Below are 13,901 nucleotides of genomic sequence, written 5' to 3' on the forward strand. Positions count from 1 at the left end.
GGCTGGGGATTGAACCTCCACACGATGTTTCGGTTCTGTCGGCGCTGTTACGCAAAAATAGCGAAACAGTGCCGACGCAGCCGCAACATCGGATCTGTGGGGCTTCGCAAGGCATCTGTATCTCACCAGGTGGATGGTATCCATGTGGAAGTTTTCGCTGGTCAGGAATGGTTTCCGTGTGGAAGGTTTTCCATTCGTTGAAAAACTTGTTGACCAGCACTGATGCGCATAACTGCTGGTTGGATGCTGTGTTTTATGTTTCAAGTGTCATTTCCTTTGTGTTGATGCGGGAGATTCTGATGTTCTGTGCAAGGTGTTTAACTAAATTCCCCTATTTCTGGGCCATATAACGCGATTGTGTTCGAGTGCTGACCTGCGCTAACGTCAGATCGCTCGCGTCATAGGAGCTGGCGCGTGGTGCAGGCTGCAATGCGCGTTTGCAGGGGAGTATCAATCGAATAGGGGAATCGTGTTCGAGACACGAAAAACACACCGACTCATTGGGGTCAGTGTCATTGGAGCCCTTGTGGCGTCCTTTGGTGTGGTGGGTCCAGCCGCCGCACAAGAAGTTGAGCCTACCGATGCGTCAAGTATCGTAGCGTCGCTTGTTGATGAGGTTGCGCTTGAGCAAGCAGTGGAAGGGTTTACTGCGGGCGATGAAGCGTCTGTCGCAGAACTTGCAGCAGTGGTTGCTCCGGAGCGGGGCGTTGATGTTGAAGCGGCATCACATGTTTCGCTGGTGGACGGTGAACTGGTCCTGGCGTCTGACGAGGTAATCGGTGATGGTGGGGATGGCCTAGAAATCGGCATCAGTTACGCCGGTGCAAGCCAGGCCGCTGAGATTGTTGATGGGGTTGCTGTTTCTACTCAGGTAGAGGCTGGGCTAGATATTGTTGCGCGTGCTACTGATGGTGGTGCGCAGGTGTTGGCTGTGTTGGCTGATGAGAATGCGCCAACTGAACTTGCGTTTGATCTGGACTTGCCTGAGGGTGCAACGCTTGAACAGCTTGTGGATGGTTCGATTGCTGTGTTCGCACCGGTCGAGACCGAGGTTCCGTTGCCCGGCGAAGAGGAGCGTTTTGACGCGGCGGTCCTGGAGATTCTGGGTGAAGACATCTTCTTATCCGATGATCTTGATGTGTTGGATGCGATCACTGATGAGCAGTTTGAGTTGCTTATGCAGATCCCTGATGAGGAAACCAAGACTGTTGTGGTGAATCAACAGGTCGGTCTAATCCACGCTCCCTGGGCTGTGGATGCTGAGGGCAAGGCGCTGGAAACCTCATACGATTTTGTCAACGGAATGCTCATCCAAAACGTGGTCACAGACGAGAACACTGTATTCCCAGTAGTTGTGGATCCGAAGGCTTCACTGGCAGACCGCATCTGGGCTGGAGTGGGTTGTTTGTCGTCGGTCCTGGGCTTAGCGCTTGGGGGTGTTGCAGTCGTGAAAGCTTCAGCCAAGTTACTCAAACTATTCAAGGCCGCAAAACCAGGAACAAGCCTTTACAATGCGTATCAACAGTTTAAGAAGCTCGAGAAACTCGATAAAAACGCGATGAAACTGGTATTCACGGCAGTGAAGGATTACTTTGTTGCTTACGCGAAGAACATCGGCAAGGGTGTCACGGCAGCAAAAAATGCAGCAATCAAGAAAATCCAGTCCTACTCGACTAACAAAATGGTGATCGCAGGTCTGGCAGCGAAAGGGCTGATCGACGTCGCGGCGGATGTCCTTGGGTTCACTGATTGCAAAGTGATGGTGACAGGGTGGAAATCTTAAGGTTCCTTTCGTTGGCAACTGATCCGTTGTTGGCTGGCTTCTTCTTGTATCTTTCGTTGCCGACGCTGCTGAGAAGGTATGAGACGTCAAACTACTGGTTAGCGTTGTTGTTCCTGGTCGCTGCTATCGGTGCGGGTGCTCGCCCAATGTTGGAGTTGGGATGGCTGGCCGGCCTCTACTCTCCGATAGCCGCGCTGCTGGTACTTGGTCTTGCGTGGAGGAAAGCTCGCAGTCTGTTGAACCGAGACGAGAAGATCTTAGTTCAGTTCTTCTTCAAGAAGCCGCCAGTGTACGGAAAAAACATCATCTGACGTATGCGGCTGTGGTGTCGGTATGCTGATCCGCTTGCCTTCGGTGGTAGACCCGTAGGCAAGCGGATCCAGAGAAAACTAGTGTGACCATCAGGGTCGAGGACGTACGATTCTAGGATTGCTCGGTTCTCTCTCGATATGTGGGTTTGCGTAGTGGCACACTAATTGCTGCAAGGTTATCGTTGCTATGCTCCGTGAGCGTTGGGAAGTAACCAGTCTAAAGGCGTAGTGGCAAACTAAAGCGGCTCTTCTTGGTGATCGGATCAGAGAACGTTTGCAAGTAAAGGAGTGAACGCTGTGGGATACGTAGTGCTGTTCGTGATGTTTGTGCTTTACGGGTGGGGCGTCATTTCCACGGCGCTTGGTTCCTATGGATTAGGAATTGCGTGGAGCGGATGTTCACGTAGGTTGTTTAACAAGCCCGTAGTGTTCTGGGCAGCGCTTATCCTGTCTCATGTGATTGCTGCACTCCTGATTGTTGACGGATTCGGGAAATTCGAGCGAATTGCTCCGCTGCTGAGTGCCGTCATAATCGGTGTCAGCGCAGGCGTCCTACACGGCCGTTACATCGCCCGCAAGAATCCCGAGCCACAGCCAGAGAGCTTTTTTCGGAGCTAAGTGCTTAACACGCATGCGCACTGATCCTGGCGCCCCAGAAAACCTTGCCTCACGGCTCTTACCTGCGCTAACGTTCCAGGCGTGTCCTAACTTGGGTCGCTAAGATGCTGAGGGATGCTAAGGGGATCCATTGATTGCTATCTTTGCTTTTTTGCTGTGGTCAATCTATGCCGTTGGATTGATTTTTGCAGCGTGTAGTGCTTTTGCAGTCGGCCTTATGCTTACCGGAGCGCGTGAATCAGCGCTCAATCAGTCGTTGGTAGCTTGGCTTGTGTACTTGGTTATTTTCATGACTATTCCGGTATCGATACTTAATGGTGTTCCAACCTGGAATCATGCAATTCCTATGGGGGTCGGAGTGGTTCTCGGTGTCGTTACCGGACTCTTTTACGGTAGGTCCCTGCCGCGCGGTCAAGACTGAAACATCGGCGCGGTCAGGCACGGGAGTGGGGCAGGCCGCGCAAACACGGTAACGTGAGACACGTGAACCCACCAAACCACGACGCTGACCTGCTTGTAGGCGACCTTGATGAATCACAACTCCTTGCCCGGATCTTCCCGCTGCTCCCCACAAACTCCGGTGTGCTACTTGGTCCTGGAGATGATTGCGCGGTTGTCTCTGCGCCGGATACACGCTTTGTCGTGTCCACCGATATTCTCATTGAGAACGTTCATTTTCGCCAAGAGTGGTCAACCGGATATCAGGTGGGTTGGCGGGCTGCGATGCAGAATCTCGCGGATATCGCGGCGATGGGTGCGCGTCCAACGTCGCTTGTGGTTGGGTTGGCAATTCCAAAACAGTTGCAGGTGAACTGGGTAACTGAGTTCGCACGGGGTTTGGGTGATGCTGCACGCCAGGTTGGTGCAGCGGTTGTTGGTGGGGATCTGTCGGGTGCTGAACAGATCTTTGTGTCGGTGACCGTGCACGGGGACCTGGAGGGGCGCGCTCCGGTGCTGCGCTCAGGCGCGCGGGTCGGTGATGTTGTTGCGCTGGCTGGCTGTACGGGTTGGTCAGCGGCTGGTCTCGACGTGCTCTTACGTGGCGGGTTGCCCGAAGATGGCCTCGATGGTTCTCTGTCTACCGCCTCCGCACAGATGGTGGCTCTCGCCCTTCAGTCGTTCCTCACCCCAACCTCGCCGATTGAACTGGGATCAGTTGCGGGCAAGGCAGGGGCAACAGCACTCATGGATGTCTCCGATGGCCTCATACGCGATGCACAGCGTATCTGCGCCGCATCGGGAGTCGAGATCGTATTCGACTACGACGCCCTACTCAACGCCGTGCAGGCACCCGTCCACAACCCCAACCTCACCTTCACGGGGCCACCCACCCAGGAAGTATCGACTCGCGGCGCACTCCCGAAACTTGCCCGCCTGCTGGGAGCCGCGAATGCGGATGAAGTTGACCTGCTCGTCGCCAAGTGGATGCTGACTGGGGGAGAGGACCATGCACTTCTCGCCACCTTCCCGAGCGAGACGGGTGTGCCCGCAGGATTTGCGACGATCGGGCGGGTCACAGCGTCATCCGTGCCTCCCAGCACTCCCACGGAAACACGACGACCCGCAACGCGCTGGGGCGCGGTGCGGGTCGAGGGAATCGAGTTGGACGCCGATGGCGTTGGTTGGGATCACTTTCGGTAACGGACCTCTAGCAGGTGTTCGCCACCGAACTCTTCCAGTTTCTCAACGTTGTCGTACTTGAAGTTGTGCCGCTCGTAGAATTTGCGAGCACGGAGATTCTTCTCGAATACCCACAGGGTCAGTGATACGCCCTCTGGGACGGTTTCGTCGACGGCCTGCATGAGCAGTTTCGCCACGCCAAGGCCCCAGGCCTCAGGGTCGAGGTACATCGTGTAGAGGGTGCGGTCCCCGGGTTCCGCATCCTCGTCGGGCGATGGGCCAACTGATGCGAAGCCAAGAGCGCGGCCAGCCGATTCAGCGATAAACACCTGGGTGTCATCCCGGGACAGCACGGTCTGCCATACAGGTACCTTGTCCTGAGGGTCGAGGCTGTTGAGGTAGTCGGCGGGGACGTAGCCTGCGTATGCCTGTTGCCACGACAGTGTGTGGATACGCGAGATGGTCAAGACATCGATGAGCTCAGCATCTCTGACAACAACGCTTTCAAGTTCTTCTACCATCCCTACAGACTGCCACGTTTGCGCACGTGTGTGAAGAGAACGCGTCTGGGTGGGGACATCTTCACTGCATCGTTACAACGGGTAGACATGAGGAAGATTCCATTTCTTGTCGGAGTATGGGTAGGGCTTGGCCTTGTGTGTCCCCGATACGGGCCTTCACACTCGTTTCGGTGTTGCGGTTCTGTCGGCAGTGTTACCAGAAAAGATGGGGACACCGACGACAGGACCGTAACATTGACCTATCGCCCCCGAAGGCGGACATGGCAGTGGGTGGGTAGCGCGGCTGACCGGGGAGGTGGGTGAGCGCGATTGCTTCACTGGACACACAAAAAGACCCCCGGCACTGCCGAGGGTCTTCTTGAAGATGAAGTGGTGCGGTATCTAGCCGCTCCTCAACATCAGATGTTGCGAGTCACCTTGCCAGCCTTGAGGCAGGAGGTGCAAACGTTAAGGCGCTTTGGCGCACCGTTGACGATTGCGCGAACGCGCTGGATGTTTGGGTTCCAACGGCGCTTCGTGCGCACGTGCGAGTGCGAGATGCTGTGCCCGAAGCTTGGGGCCTTTGCGCAGACGTCGCAGTTAGCAGCCACGGTCTCTCCTGATCGTCGTGCACGCCGCGAGGTGCGGCGAAGTCAATTTCAATACTGTTCACACGAAGCAGCATGGACACTTGAACGAACTGTTCGAAAACGTCGCGACTGCTTCGCACATACCCGAACCGGGCAACCTCACTAGATTAGCGGATATTGACCCACTTACCCAAATTGAGTGCCTAACATCACGGGATTCCGCGATCATGAAAACCTGACCGAGGACACTGCTCTTGTTCCATGCGGGTTCTTTCCGCGCAGCCCTGTGCAGCAGTCACCATATTAGCGAGCGAATATGCCGCTCTGGACCGATAAACGGCAAAAACAGTCGTGAAATGAGCCACGTTCAGCACGTTACGTCGCTCGACAGGACGGCGGAGCACTGTCTATGTGCCAATAAATGTCAGGGGGAGGCGGTAACTTAGTTGGGTATGCGTGGGTGACGAGCCTGCGAGGACACAACCGGTTATGTTGGCCGAGCTGTTGCAGGTGCATGTCCTGTGCGAGCGCAGACCCGCATTGCCGCAAAGCTTGGCACGTGTGCGGAGGAATCCTTTCGATATGCAGGACAGCAGTCAGCTTGTCTTTGGCTTGACGGGTAGCGAACTACTTGGGTGGTTCGACACCGCTGTGCAAGCGTTCGAGGAGTGCCATGACACCTTGAATCGGGCGAACGTGTTCCCCGTTCCCGATGCGGATACCGGGACAAACATGTTGCTCACAGTGCGTGGCGCCGTACACGGTGCGCGGGAGGCTGATCCACGGCAACCCGCACTCCTGCTCGCTCGTGCGGCGTACGGTGCGCTTACGCACGCGCGCGGCAACTCGGGCATCATCCTCGCCGAATACTTGGGTGGTTTGGCCCGCAGTGTGCAAGCCACAGCCTTCGCGGAGGCGGGAACGCAACTCGCTCAAGCCCTCGGTGCGGCGTCGAGCAGCGCCTACGGAGCCGTTGCCCAACCGGTTGAAGGCACGATTCTCAGTGCGGCGCGCGCTGGGGCGAATGGGGCGCTGGGTGTGGCCGACTCGTCGCCAAGCGAGGTGATCGCGGCCGCAATCACGGGAGCGACCGAAGCGCTGGACCGCAGCCACCTGGAACTTGAGGTACTTGCCCGTGCAGGTGTGCTCGACGCTGGTGCCTACGGTCTGATCGTGTTGTTGTCCGCGCTCCAGCAGGTGCTGTCGGGCGCGCCGATCGTACGGCGCGAATTGGGATCGGCGGTTGTCTCCGAATCTGACGGTTCGGTTCATGCAGACGGCGAATTCGAGGTCATGTGCTTGATTCGAGTCCCAGATGAAGCGCTGATTTTCGACGATACGGTGGCTCACACCGCCGCGTTCCGCAGGGTGCTTTCGCAGTTGGGCGAATCCGTTGTCGTGATTGGCGGGGTGCCAGATTCTGGCGTGACGGTCTGGAGCGCCCACGTGCACACCAATATGCCAGATCAGGCCATCACCGCGTTGGAGTCGGAATTGCCCGGTGTGGTGCTGTCACAGGTTGTCGTGCGAAATCTTGAGCGACAGGTGGCCGTTTCTGATGGCTTTGGTGCAGCGGTTCGTCTTGTGGTGTGTGCGTCGGGCCCGTTGCTTGCGCTCGATCTTGCAAGGGCTGGTGCCGTGGTGTGTGTCGAGCGGGCGCAGGAACTCGGCGTCGCAGATGTTGAACGAGCATTGACTGAGGTGCACGGAGCATCCGAGGAACACGGCGGTGATCATGAGACTGCTCTTGACGCGGTCGTGATTGTGAACTCGAGTCGGCTGAGCCGGGAACTTGAGAATATGAGCAGGGTTGTTGGGACTGTTGTCGCAATAGACGATGCACAGGTTGTCGCGGCCACAAGCGCCGTGTTGACGGCGTGGGAGCATGAACCGGAGTTGGCCGCGCAACGCTTGACTGAGATAGGCCAAGATTGCGTTGACTCGCTCGTGACGATGCGGGTGGAGGTACTGGACAGACCGCGTCTCGCACCGCTCGTCAACGAGATAGCCGTACACGAACGTGGCGTTCCCGTGGTGACCCTGCTGACTGATCGTGACTGTCCACCATCCGTTATCGCTGATCTCACCGACGGGCTTGAACGAGCCCATGCAGATGCGGAGGTAATCGTTCTGGGTTCCGGAACACTGGGGAACGGACTGACGGCAAGCGTGGAGTGGATCGATGACTGAAGCGAAGCACATTGCGGAGGAGCAGCGGGTCGCCCCGTGGACCGACAGCGAATCCGAGTCTGTTCCGTTCATGCACCGTTCGCTGGCCAGGTTGTTGGGCACCCGCACCGCAGCACCGCTTGCCAAGATGGGGCTCGAAACTGCCGGTGACCTGTTACGGCACTATCCGCGCCGCTATGCCGAACCGGGAACGCTGACGCCCCTTTCCCAACTGCAGGAAGGAGAGCACGTCACGGTTGTCGCGGAGATTGTGAGCGCCACAGTACGCCATATGCGCTCGCGGTCCGGGGCAATGCTGCAGGCCAAGGTGACCGATGGGCAACAGATGCTCTCCTTGACGTTCTTCGCCAAGCGGTCGGGTGTGCTGCGCATGCACGAGGACAAACTCAAACCGGGGCGTACGGGCTTGTTCACCGGAACCGTGTCCAATTACCGAGGAGAGATACAGCTTGCGCACCCCGACTACCTGATCGTTGGGGTGGACGCCGGCGACGAGGACGAAGCGGTCGCCGCTGCAAGCCGCCCGATCCCTATGTACCCCGCAACCGCTGCCGTTCCGACGTGGCGGATTGAACGGTGCGTCGCCACGGTGCTCGGCCAGATGCGACCTACTGATCTGGATGATCCGCTGCCGGCCTCTGTGCGCGCAGCACGTAGACTCGACACCCTGTTTGACGCGTATAAGAGGATCCACCAGCCCGAGAATGACACTGATTGGCACCGTGCGCGCAGGCGTTTTCGATACGAGGAAGCGTTCGTGGTGCAGTCTGCCTTGGTCCGTCGCAAGCAGGAACTGAAGGATCTGGTTGCCGTTGCGCGGCCTGTACGCACGGATGGGAACTCAATTCTTGCTGCTTTCGAACAGCGCTTACCGTTTGAGTTGACGCAGGGGCAGTTGCAGGTCGGGGAGGAGATCGCGGCGGATATCTCCGAAACCCACCCCATGCAGCGACTGCTGCAAGGTGACGTAGGTTCGGGAAAAACCGTTGTCGCACTACGTGCGATGCTCCAAGTCGTCGATGCCGGAGGGCAGGCAGCACTCCTCGCGCCAACTGAGGTTCTGGCCGCTCAGCATGCGCGCAGTATCGAGGGCATGCTCGGTGACCTCGCGTTTGGCGGGATGCTCGGTGGAGCGGACAACGCTACCCGGGTAACTCTTCTGACCGGGTCCATGCCGACTGCCGAGAAGAAAAAAGCCCTGCTTGAGGCAGCCTCAGGGCAGGCGGGTATTGTGATTGGAACCCACGCGCTGCTGAGCGACAATGTACAGTTCGCGGACCTCGGCCTGGTTGTCGTAGACGAACAGCACCGGTTTGGGGTGGAACAGCGTGACGCACTGCGAGCAAAAGGGAACAACTCACCGCACCTACTCGTCATGACCGCGACCCCCATCCCACGCACAGTCGCCATGACCGTGTTTGGGGACCTGGAAGTTTCCGTGCTCAAGGGCCTGCCCGCAGGGCGCGCACCCGTACAGACCCACATCGTCCCGGCAGACAATGCCGCGTGGATGCAACGGACGTGGGCTCGGGCACGCGAAGAGATCGATCAGGGGCGCAGAGCCTACGTTGTGTGCTCACGGATCTTCGCCGACGATGATTCGGGCGATAGCGAACCCACCACTGACTCTGGATTCTTCGCGGACAGCGACGGCCTCTTCGCCATGCCCGAAGGCCAGAGCGACGGTGAACGGGACCTCGTCTCCGTGACCGAACTCTATGGACAGTTGGGGGCCATGCCAGTCTTTTCAGGAATCAGCATCGGGATGCTGCACGGAAAGATGAGCTCCGTTGAGAAGGAAGCCGCGATGGCTCAGTTCGCGTCCGGTGAGATCCAACTGCTCATCTCGACCACCGTGATCGAGGTGGGTGTGGACGTGCCGCAAGCGAGCGCCATGATCATTATGGACGCCGACCGGTTCGGCATCTCACAGCTGCACCAGCTTCGTGGACGTATCGGACGTGGTTCATTGCCCGGAGTCTGCCTGCTTGTCGCTCCCATCAAGGAAGAATCCGACGCCGTCGTCCGACTCACAGCGTTGGCCAGCACAACCGACGGATTCGAACTTGCCGCCACCGACCTTGAACTGCGGCACGAAGGCGACGTTCTAGGAGCCGCCCAGTCTGGACGCGGCTCAACCCTGCGACTCCTACGCGTCATGCGCGACGCCGATCTGATCGCAATGGCACGCTCGGACGCCGAACAGATCATCGCAGAGGATCCCGAACTACGAGAACATGCAACCTTACGTGTCACCATCGACGAATATCTCGACCAAGACACCCAGAAATTCTTGGATCGTTCGTAAAGCGTTTAGACTCTTTTGGTGACAAGAATCGTTGCCGGCACCGCTGGCGGAAGAGCCCTCAAAGTCCCACCGAAGGGAACCCGCCCAACAAGCGAACGCGTGCGCGAGGCGATCTTCTCCCGGCTCGACCACTATGACGTGCTCGAAGATGCACAGGTGCTCGACCTTTTCGCAGGTAGCGGGGCGCTAGGGCTTGAGGCAGTAAGCAGGGGAGCCCGCGGTGCTGTGCTCGTTGAGGCACACCGGGCCGCAGCACAGATCTGCCAGAGCAACGTGACGATCCTTGGCTTCGAGAATGTAGCAGTCGTGCAGGAAAAGGCCGAGAACTATGTGACACGGGCTCAACCGCGCCCGTGGGATGTCGTGTTCCTAGACCCTCCGTACGATTTCTCGGACGAATCCCTTACCGCGATCCTCGCGAACCTCGAAGCCACCATGCATGAGTCGGGGGTGGTCGTGGTTGAGCGTTCAAGTCGTAGCCCTAAACCAACCTATCCGGCCTCGTGGCGGCTTATCACGGAGAAGAACTACGGCGAAACCACCGTGTTCTACTACGAACCGGACCTGCCAGACCCACACACGGGCTCCCAACCGGTCATCGACTGAACATACCTCAAACTGTCTCTTCCACCATGCTTCATACTCGCTGGGGCCAAATTCTCCCGGGTACGTATGTTTTTAGGAGGCAGGTGGACGAAAAATGCCCCAACGATTATGAGATGGCAAGATCCACAGAGCGGCTACGTTCCCTTTCCGCTCGGGCACCCCACGGCTGACGCAGCCTATCCGCCCGGGAGCCCTTCCGCTCAGACGCCCCTTCGCGTAGACCCCTACCGTTACTTGGCCGAGCGATAATGAACGTGTGACGATCAACAAACTCGACGCCCGTCTTGAAGCCCAGTACTGGCCCAACACGCACCGGCGCATGGCTTCAATCGGCCTGCTCAAGGCTTTGTTGGTTGATGGCGAACCCCTCTGGACTCGGGTCGCCAAGGAAACTTGGGGTCAGTGGTTAATCGCCTCGTGGCTCGGACAATATACCAATATCCAAACCCCTGAGGAGTTGGTAGTAGCGCAGGAGAACTCCCAAGGGGAGTTTTCCCTGGGGCTCGGGGGAATGTCGCTAGCCTATGGTGCCAGTCCTGGGTATTTCCCCTATGACAAGATCCCCCTGCTGACGTGTTTTTGCGGCGATGAACTGTGCAGCTATGTGGCGTGCACCGTTACCTTTGAGGCCGATTATGTGACCTGGAGCGGCTTCGGTTGGGTGGGGCCTGATTATGAAACTGAAGATGAAACCATCGGCTGGGCGTTCTCTCCGCTACATGACACGGACCTTCTTCGGTTCGATCAAAGCCAGTACCACCAGACACTCCAGCACTGGCTCAACCAGCCCACGCCGGAGCTCTGGGATGCTGAGGCTGCTCGACGGGCAGCACGCAACGGGCTCTTCGGCCAAGGAGTTGTTCCGCGGCTGCGTCGCAGAAGATTCCCGGACGAGTTAAGGCAACGCTTGACACGCGCGCTATACGAGATCGACCCCGTGCGTTTAAGAGAACTTGCCTACGTCGATCCCACGTTCTACGACAACCTTGAGGGAGACTTCTGGGCGCGCGGATACCGGGCCTACCTAAAGAACCCCGAACGGACGCTCACCGCGGCACTCGAATACTGTTTCCGGCTGCCCGTTGACCGCGAACGCATCGCCCGGGTGGTTCGAGACTGAACCCTGAGTAACGCAAGACCGGAACACCTTCTACTCAGGCATCCCGCCGCACAAACACAAACGGCTGGAACCGCAGGCGAACCTGCGATCCCAGCCGTATCGTCGGCAATCAGAAAATCAGTCGATGAACCCAACCGGAACCTGATCCAACTCATCAGGCTCAAACAGCCGCACCGAATCCCCGGCAACTGACTCCTCAACCCGCAGCGACGGTGCGAACTCGGGGTCGCACGCCTCCACGAGTTCGCGGCGCAAAGCGGCGCGCAACGGCCACGCAGCGATCAGGTTTTCACCCACATAGGTTTCAGGAGCAACCCACAGGGTCACAAGCATGAGCGCTGGAACGGGAGGCTCGCCCTCGCGGATGGATGGTTGAAAGTATGGGATATCCAAAATCTTGCCGCCATGCCGCGCATAAAAACGCAGGCGCTTGGCTGGATCGCCGTGCTCCTCGGATGGAGCGTGATAGGTGGGGTGCTCGACCTCGGCCATGACGATGGTCGGGTTGAACAACTCGCGCCACGCCTTGATCGAATAATCCAGCAGAGCACCACCAACCCCGCTGCCGCGCAGGCCGGGCTGAAGCGCGAGGTACAGCAGGAGCATGACGCCCTCTTGGGTTGGGGTGGTGCCAACTGCGCCAGCGATGATCTCGTCGTCTTTTACGGCCCCGATTACGTGCAGGTAATCGTTGTTGCAGGACTCGACGAACTCCTCAAGATCAACAAGCTCCGTGGGCGGGAAGGACGGCGCAAGCACGGAGTTGTAGAACTCCGTGAGTTGTTCTGGCGATTCAAGTACTTGAAGCGAAAAACCCATGCGTCCATCATGACGTGTTTGCGCCGGAAAATCACGCCCGGCCCACCAAGGTGTACTACCGTGAGTTACGTGAGTATTGCTGTATGCCCCGGTTCATTCGACCCGATTACGCTCGGACATCTCGACGTGATCGAGCGAGCCGCCGCGCTTTTTGACCGTGTTTTCGTTGGAATTGCGCGCAATTCGTCGAAAACACCGCTGTTCGATTTGCCGCAGCGCGTGGCGCTTGCAACGGATGCGGTAGCGCATCTCCCCAACGTTGAAGTGGTAGAGGTCCCCGGTCTTCTTGTGGACTTTTGCACATCTGTTGGGGCGAGCGCGATTGTGAAAGGCATCCGGGGAGCCAGTGATTTTGATGCCGAAACCCCCATGGCGCTCATGAACCATCATCTGACGGGTGTGGAAACCATCTTCCTGCATGCGCGACCGGAGGTGGCGCACATCGCATCATCACTTGTGAAGGATGTCATGCGATTCGGGGGTGAAGTTGCCGATATGGTCACTGAACCCGTCTATGCGGCCATGCAGCAGGCAATGGCCGAGAAGAACCTGTATATCCGTGACACGTCACGTAAGGATGAGCAATGAACGATTCCCGCGAAACTTTTGTTGAGGGCGAGCAACTTGGCGTGCCCGCACTGATCGATGCGCTGACCGATGTGATTGAGCGGGCCCGTTCCATGCCGATGTCCTCCTCGGTCTTGGTGAACCGGAACGAGACGCTGGACCTGCTTGATGAACTGCGCGAGGCGTTGCCCACGCAGATCACACGCGCCGACGAGGTGCTCTCGGATGCGTCGCTGGTGTTCGAGGACGCGCAGGCTCAGGCTGAGGAGATCATCGGTTCGGCACGGGAACGTGCGGCGCAGTTGGTCAGCCAGCAGCAGATTGTGTTGCAGGCGGAGGCCGAGGCGCAGCGGATCGTGTCTGAGGCGCAGGGTGTTGCGCACAGGCTGATGGTAGACGCGGATGACTACTGCGATCGCCGCCTGGCTGACTTCGAGATTGATCTGGGTAAGTTGCTTGCTCAGGTTCAGGCTGGTCGCACCAAGTTGGCACAGCGCCTGGATGAGGCGGGTGAGTAGTTTTACTGGGCTGGTTGCGGTCTGGTCGTAGCCGCCTGGTGGCGGTTGTGGTGTGGCTGTTGCTGATTGCCGACGAGTTGGTGGCCTGAGAGCGCAGCATGCGTGTGTTGGTTGTCACCACGGTTTTCTGGCGCAAGGCTTGGGGAAGACTCACGCCGTAACGTAGACTTAACTGTTGGTCCCGCCAAGTGTGGGGCCAATGTTTTGACCGTTCACGATTGTCTGGTCGAATGGCATGCCGTAAAAGGCGAGCCGGGAGATTAGCTACGTGAGAGTAATAAGGGAGTTCATCATCGCAAACAATCCACGTTCGCCGTTTGTGCTCGATGTTTTGGAGCTCAGCCGTCGCCC

General features: G+C 58.0%; 14 protein-coding genes. 11 read left to right on the forward strand and 3 right to left on the reverse strand.

The window, feature by feature from the left end:
* The first annotated feature begins 526 nt into the window (after window positions 1–526).
* From ACFSYH_RS00275 to thiL, 5 genes are all read left to right on the forward strand, one after another.
* Window positions 527–1,783, forward strand: a complete 1,257-nt coding sequence (locus tag ACFSYH_RS00275; protein WP_377464408.1) for a hypothetical protein — start codon at window positions 527–529, stop codon at window positions 1,781–1,783.
* An 11-nt stretch (window positions 1,784–1,794) separates the two neighbouring features.
* Window positions 1,795–2,094, forward strand: coding sequence for a hypothetical protein (locus ACFSYH_RS00280; protein WP_377464409.1), 300 nt, complete (start codon window positions 1,795–1,797; stop codon window positions 2,092–2,094).
* A gap of 297 nt (window positions 2,095–2,391) precedes the next feature.
* Window positions 2,392–2,712, forward strand: a complete 321-nt coding sequence (locus ACFSYH_RS00285; RefSeq protein ID WP_377464410.1) for a hypothetical protein — start codon at window positions 2,392–2,394, stop codon at window positions 2,710–2,712.
* Between the two features lie 130 nt (window positions 2,713–2,842).
* Window positions 2,843–3,133 (forward strand): hypothetical protein, encoded by a 291-nt coding sequence (locus ACFSYH_RS00290; RefSeq protein WP_377464411.1) that lies wholly within the window; start codon window positions 2,843–2,845, stop codon window positions 3,131–3,133.
* A gap of 62 nt (window positions 3,134–3,195) precedes the next feature.
* On the forward strand, window positions 3,196–4,353 hold the full coding sequence (gene thiL / locus ACFSYH_RS00295; protein ID WP_377464413.1) for a thiamine-phosphate kinase: 1,158 nt from the start codon (window positions 3,196–3,198) through the stop codon (window positions 4,351–4,353).
* Here thiL and ACFSYH_RS00300 read toward each other — a convergent pair.
* The gene (locus ACFSYH_RS00300; protein ID WP_377464415.1) at window positions 4,341–4,853 is read right to left on the reverse strand and encodes a GNAT family N-acetyltransferase; all 513 of its coding nucleotides are present in this window, start codon (window positions 4,851–4,853) and stop codon (window positions 4,341–4,343) included. The genes thiL and ACFSYH_RS00300 overlap by 13 nt on opposite strands.
* A 398-nt stretch (window positions 4,854–5,251) precedes the next feature.
* Window positions 5,252–5,443: a 50S ribosomal protein L28 gene (rpmB, locus tag ACFSYH_RS00305; RefSeq protein ID WP_019147615.1), complete on the reverse strand. Its 192-nt coding sequence runs from the start codon at window positions 5,441–5,443 to the stop codon at window positions 5,252–5,254.
* Window positions 5,444–6,004: 561 nt separating this feature from the next.
* On the opposite strand from rpmB, the gene ACFSYH_RS00310 reads away from it, so the two are divergent.
* The 4 genes from ACFSYH_RS00310 (at window position 6,005) to ACFSYH_RS00325 (ending at window position 11,646) form a co-directional block, all read left to right on the forward strand.
* Entirely contained in the window at window positions 6,005–7,612 is a 1,608-nt protein-coding gene (locus ACFSYH_RS00310) for a DAK2 domain-containing protein (RefSeq protein ID WP_377464417.1), read from the forward strand.
* On the forward strand, window positions 7,605–9,920 hold the full coding sequence (locus ACFSYH_RS00315) for an ATP-dependent DNA helicase RecG (protein WP_377464418.1): 2,316 nt from the start codon (window positions 7,605–7,607) through the stop codon (window positions 9,918–9,920). The genes ACFSYH_RS00310 and ACFSYH_RS00315 overlap by 8 nt, the downstream gene beginning before the upstream one ends.
* An 18-nt stretch (window positions 9,921–9,938) precedes the next feature.
* Window positions 9,939–10,526, forward strand: coding sequence for a 16S rRNA (guanine(966)-N(2))-methyltransferase RsmD (rsmD, locus tag ACFSYH_RS00320; RefSeq protein WP_377464419.1), 588 nt, complete (start codon window positions 9,939–9,941; stop codon window positions 10,524–10,526).
* Between the two features lie 256 nt (window positions 10,527–10,782).
* Window positions 10,783–11,646 carry a hypothetical protein gene (locus ACFSYH_RS00325; protein ID WP_377464420.1) on the forward strand — a complete coding sequence of 288 codons (864 nt, stop codon included), beginning with the start codon at window positions 10,783–10,785 and terminating at the stop codon, window positions 11,644–11,646.
* Between the two features lie 117 nt (window positions 11,647–11,763).
* Here ACFSYH_RS00325 and ACFSYH_RS00330 read toward each other — a convergent pair whose 3' ends face one another.
* Window positions 11,764–12,465 carry a GNAT family N-acetyltransferase gene (locus ACFSYH_RS00330; protein ID WP_377464422.1) on the reverse strand — a complete coding sequence of 234 codons (702 nt, stop codon included), beginning with the start codon at window positions 12,463–12,465 and terminating at the stop codon, window positions 11,764–11,766.
* 9 nt (window positions 12,466–12,474) lie between these two features.
* Here ACFSYH_RS00330 and coaD point away from each other — a divergent pair, with 9 nt between their 5' ends.
* Complete coding sequence (gene coaD, locus ACFSYH_RS00335) at window positions 12,475–13,053, forward strand: pantetheine-phosphate adenylyltransferase (RefSeq protein ID WP_377465216.1); 579 nt, start codon at window positions 12,475–12,477, stop codon at window positions 13,051–13,053.
* A complete protein-coding gene (locus tag ACFSYH_RS00340) occupies window positions 13,050–13,550 on the forward strand; it encodes a hypothetical protein (protein WP_377464423.1) in 501 nt (166 codons plus the stop codon). The genes coaD and ACFSYH_RS00340 overlap by 4 nt, the downstream gene beginning before the upstream one ends.
* The last annotated feature ends 351 nt before the right edge of the window (window positions 13,551–13,901 follow it).

The sequence above is a fragment of the Populibacterium corticicola genome, assembly GCF_042683685.1.
GTDB lineage: Bacteria > Actinomycetota > Actinomycetes > Actinomycetales > Cellulomonadaceae > Timonella > Timonella corticicola.

Excerpts from the sequence above, each read along its gene's own strand:
- ACFSYH_RS00315 (WP_377464418.1), top strand. The coding sequence starts at position 7,605 with ATGACTGAAGCGAAGCACATTGCGGAGGAGCAGCGGGTCGCCCCGTGG.
- ACFSYH_RS00300 (WP_377464415.1), bottom strand. The coding sequence starts at position 4,853 with ATGGTAGAAGAACTTGAAAGCGTTGTTGTCAGAGATGCTGAGCTCATC.
- ACFSYH_RS00310 (WP_377464417.1), top strand. The coding sequence starts at position 6,005 with ATGCAGGACAGCAGTCAGCTTGTCTTTGGCTTGACGGGTAGCGAACTA.
- ACFSYH_RS00340 (WP_377464423.1), top strand. The coding sequence starts at position 13,050 with ATGAACGATTCCCGCGAAACTTTTGTTGAGGGCGAGCAACTTGGCGTG.
- ACFSYH_RS00330 (WP_377464422.1), bottom strand. The coding sequence starts at position 12,465 with ATGGGTTTTTCGCTTCAAGTACTTGAATCGCCAGAACAACTCACGGAG.
- coaD (WP_377465216.1), top strand. The coding sequence starts at position 12,475 with ATGACGTGTTTGCGCCGGAAAATCACGCCCGGCCCACCAAGGTGTACT.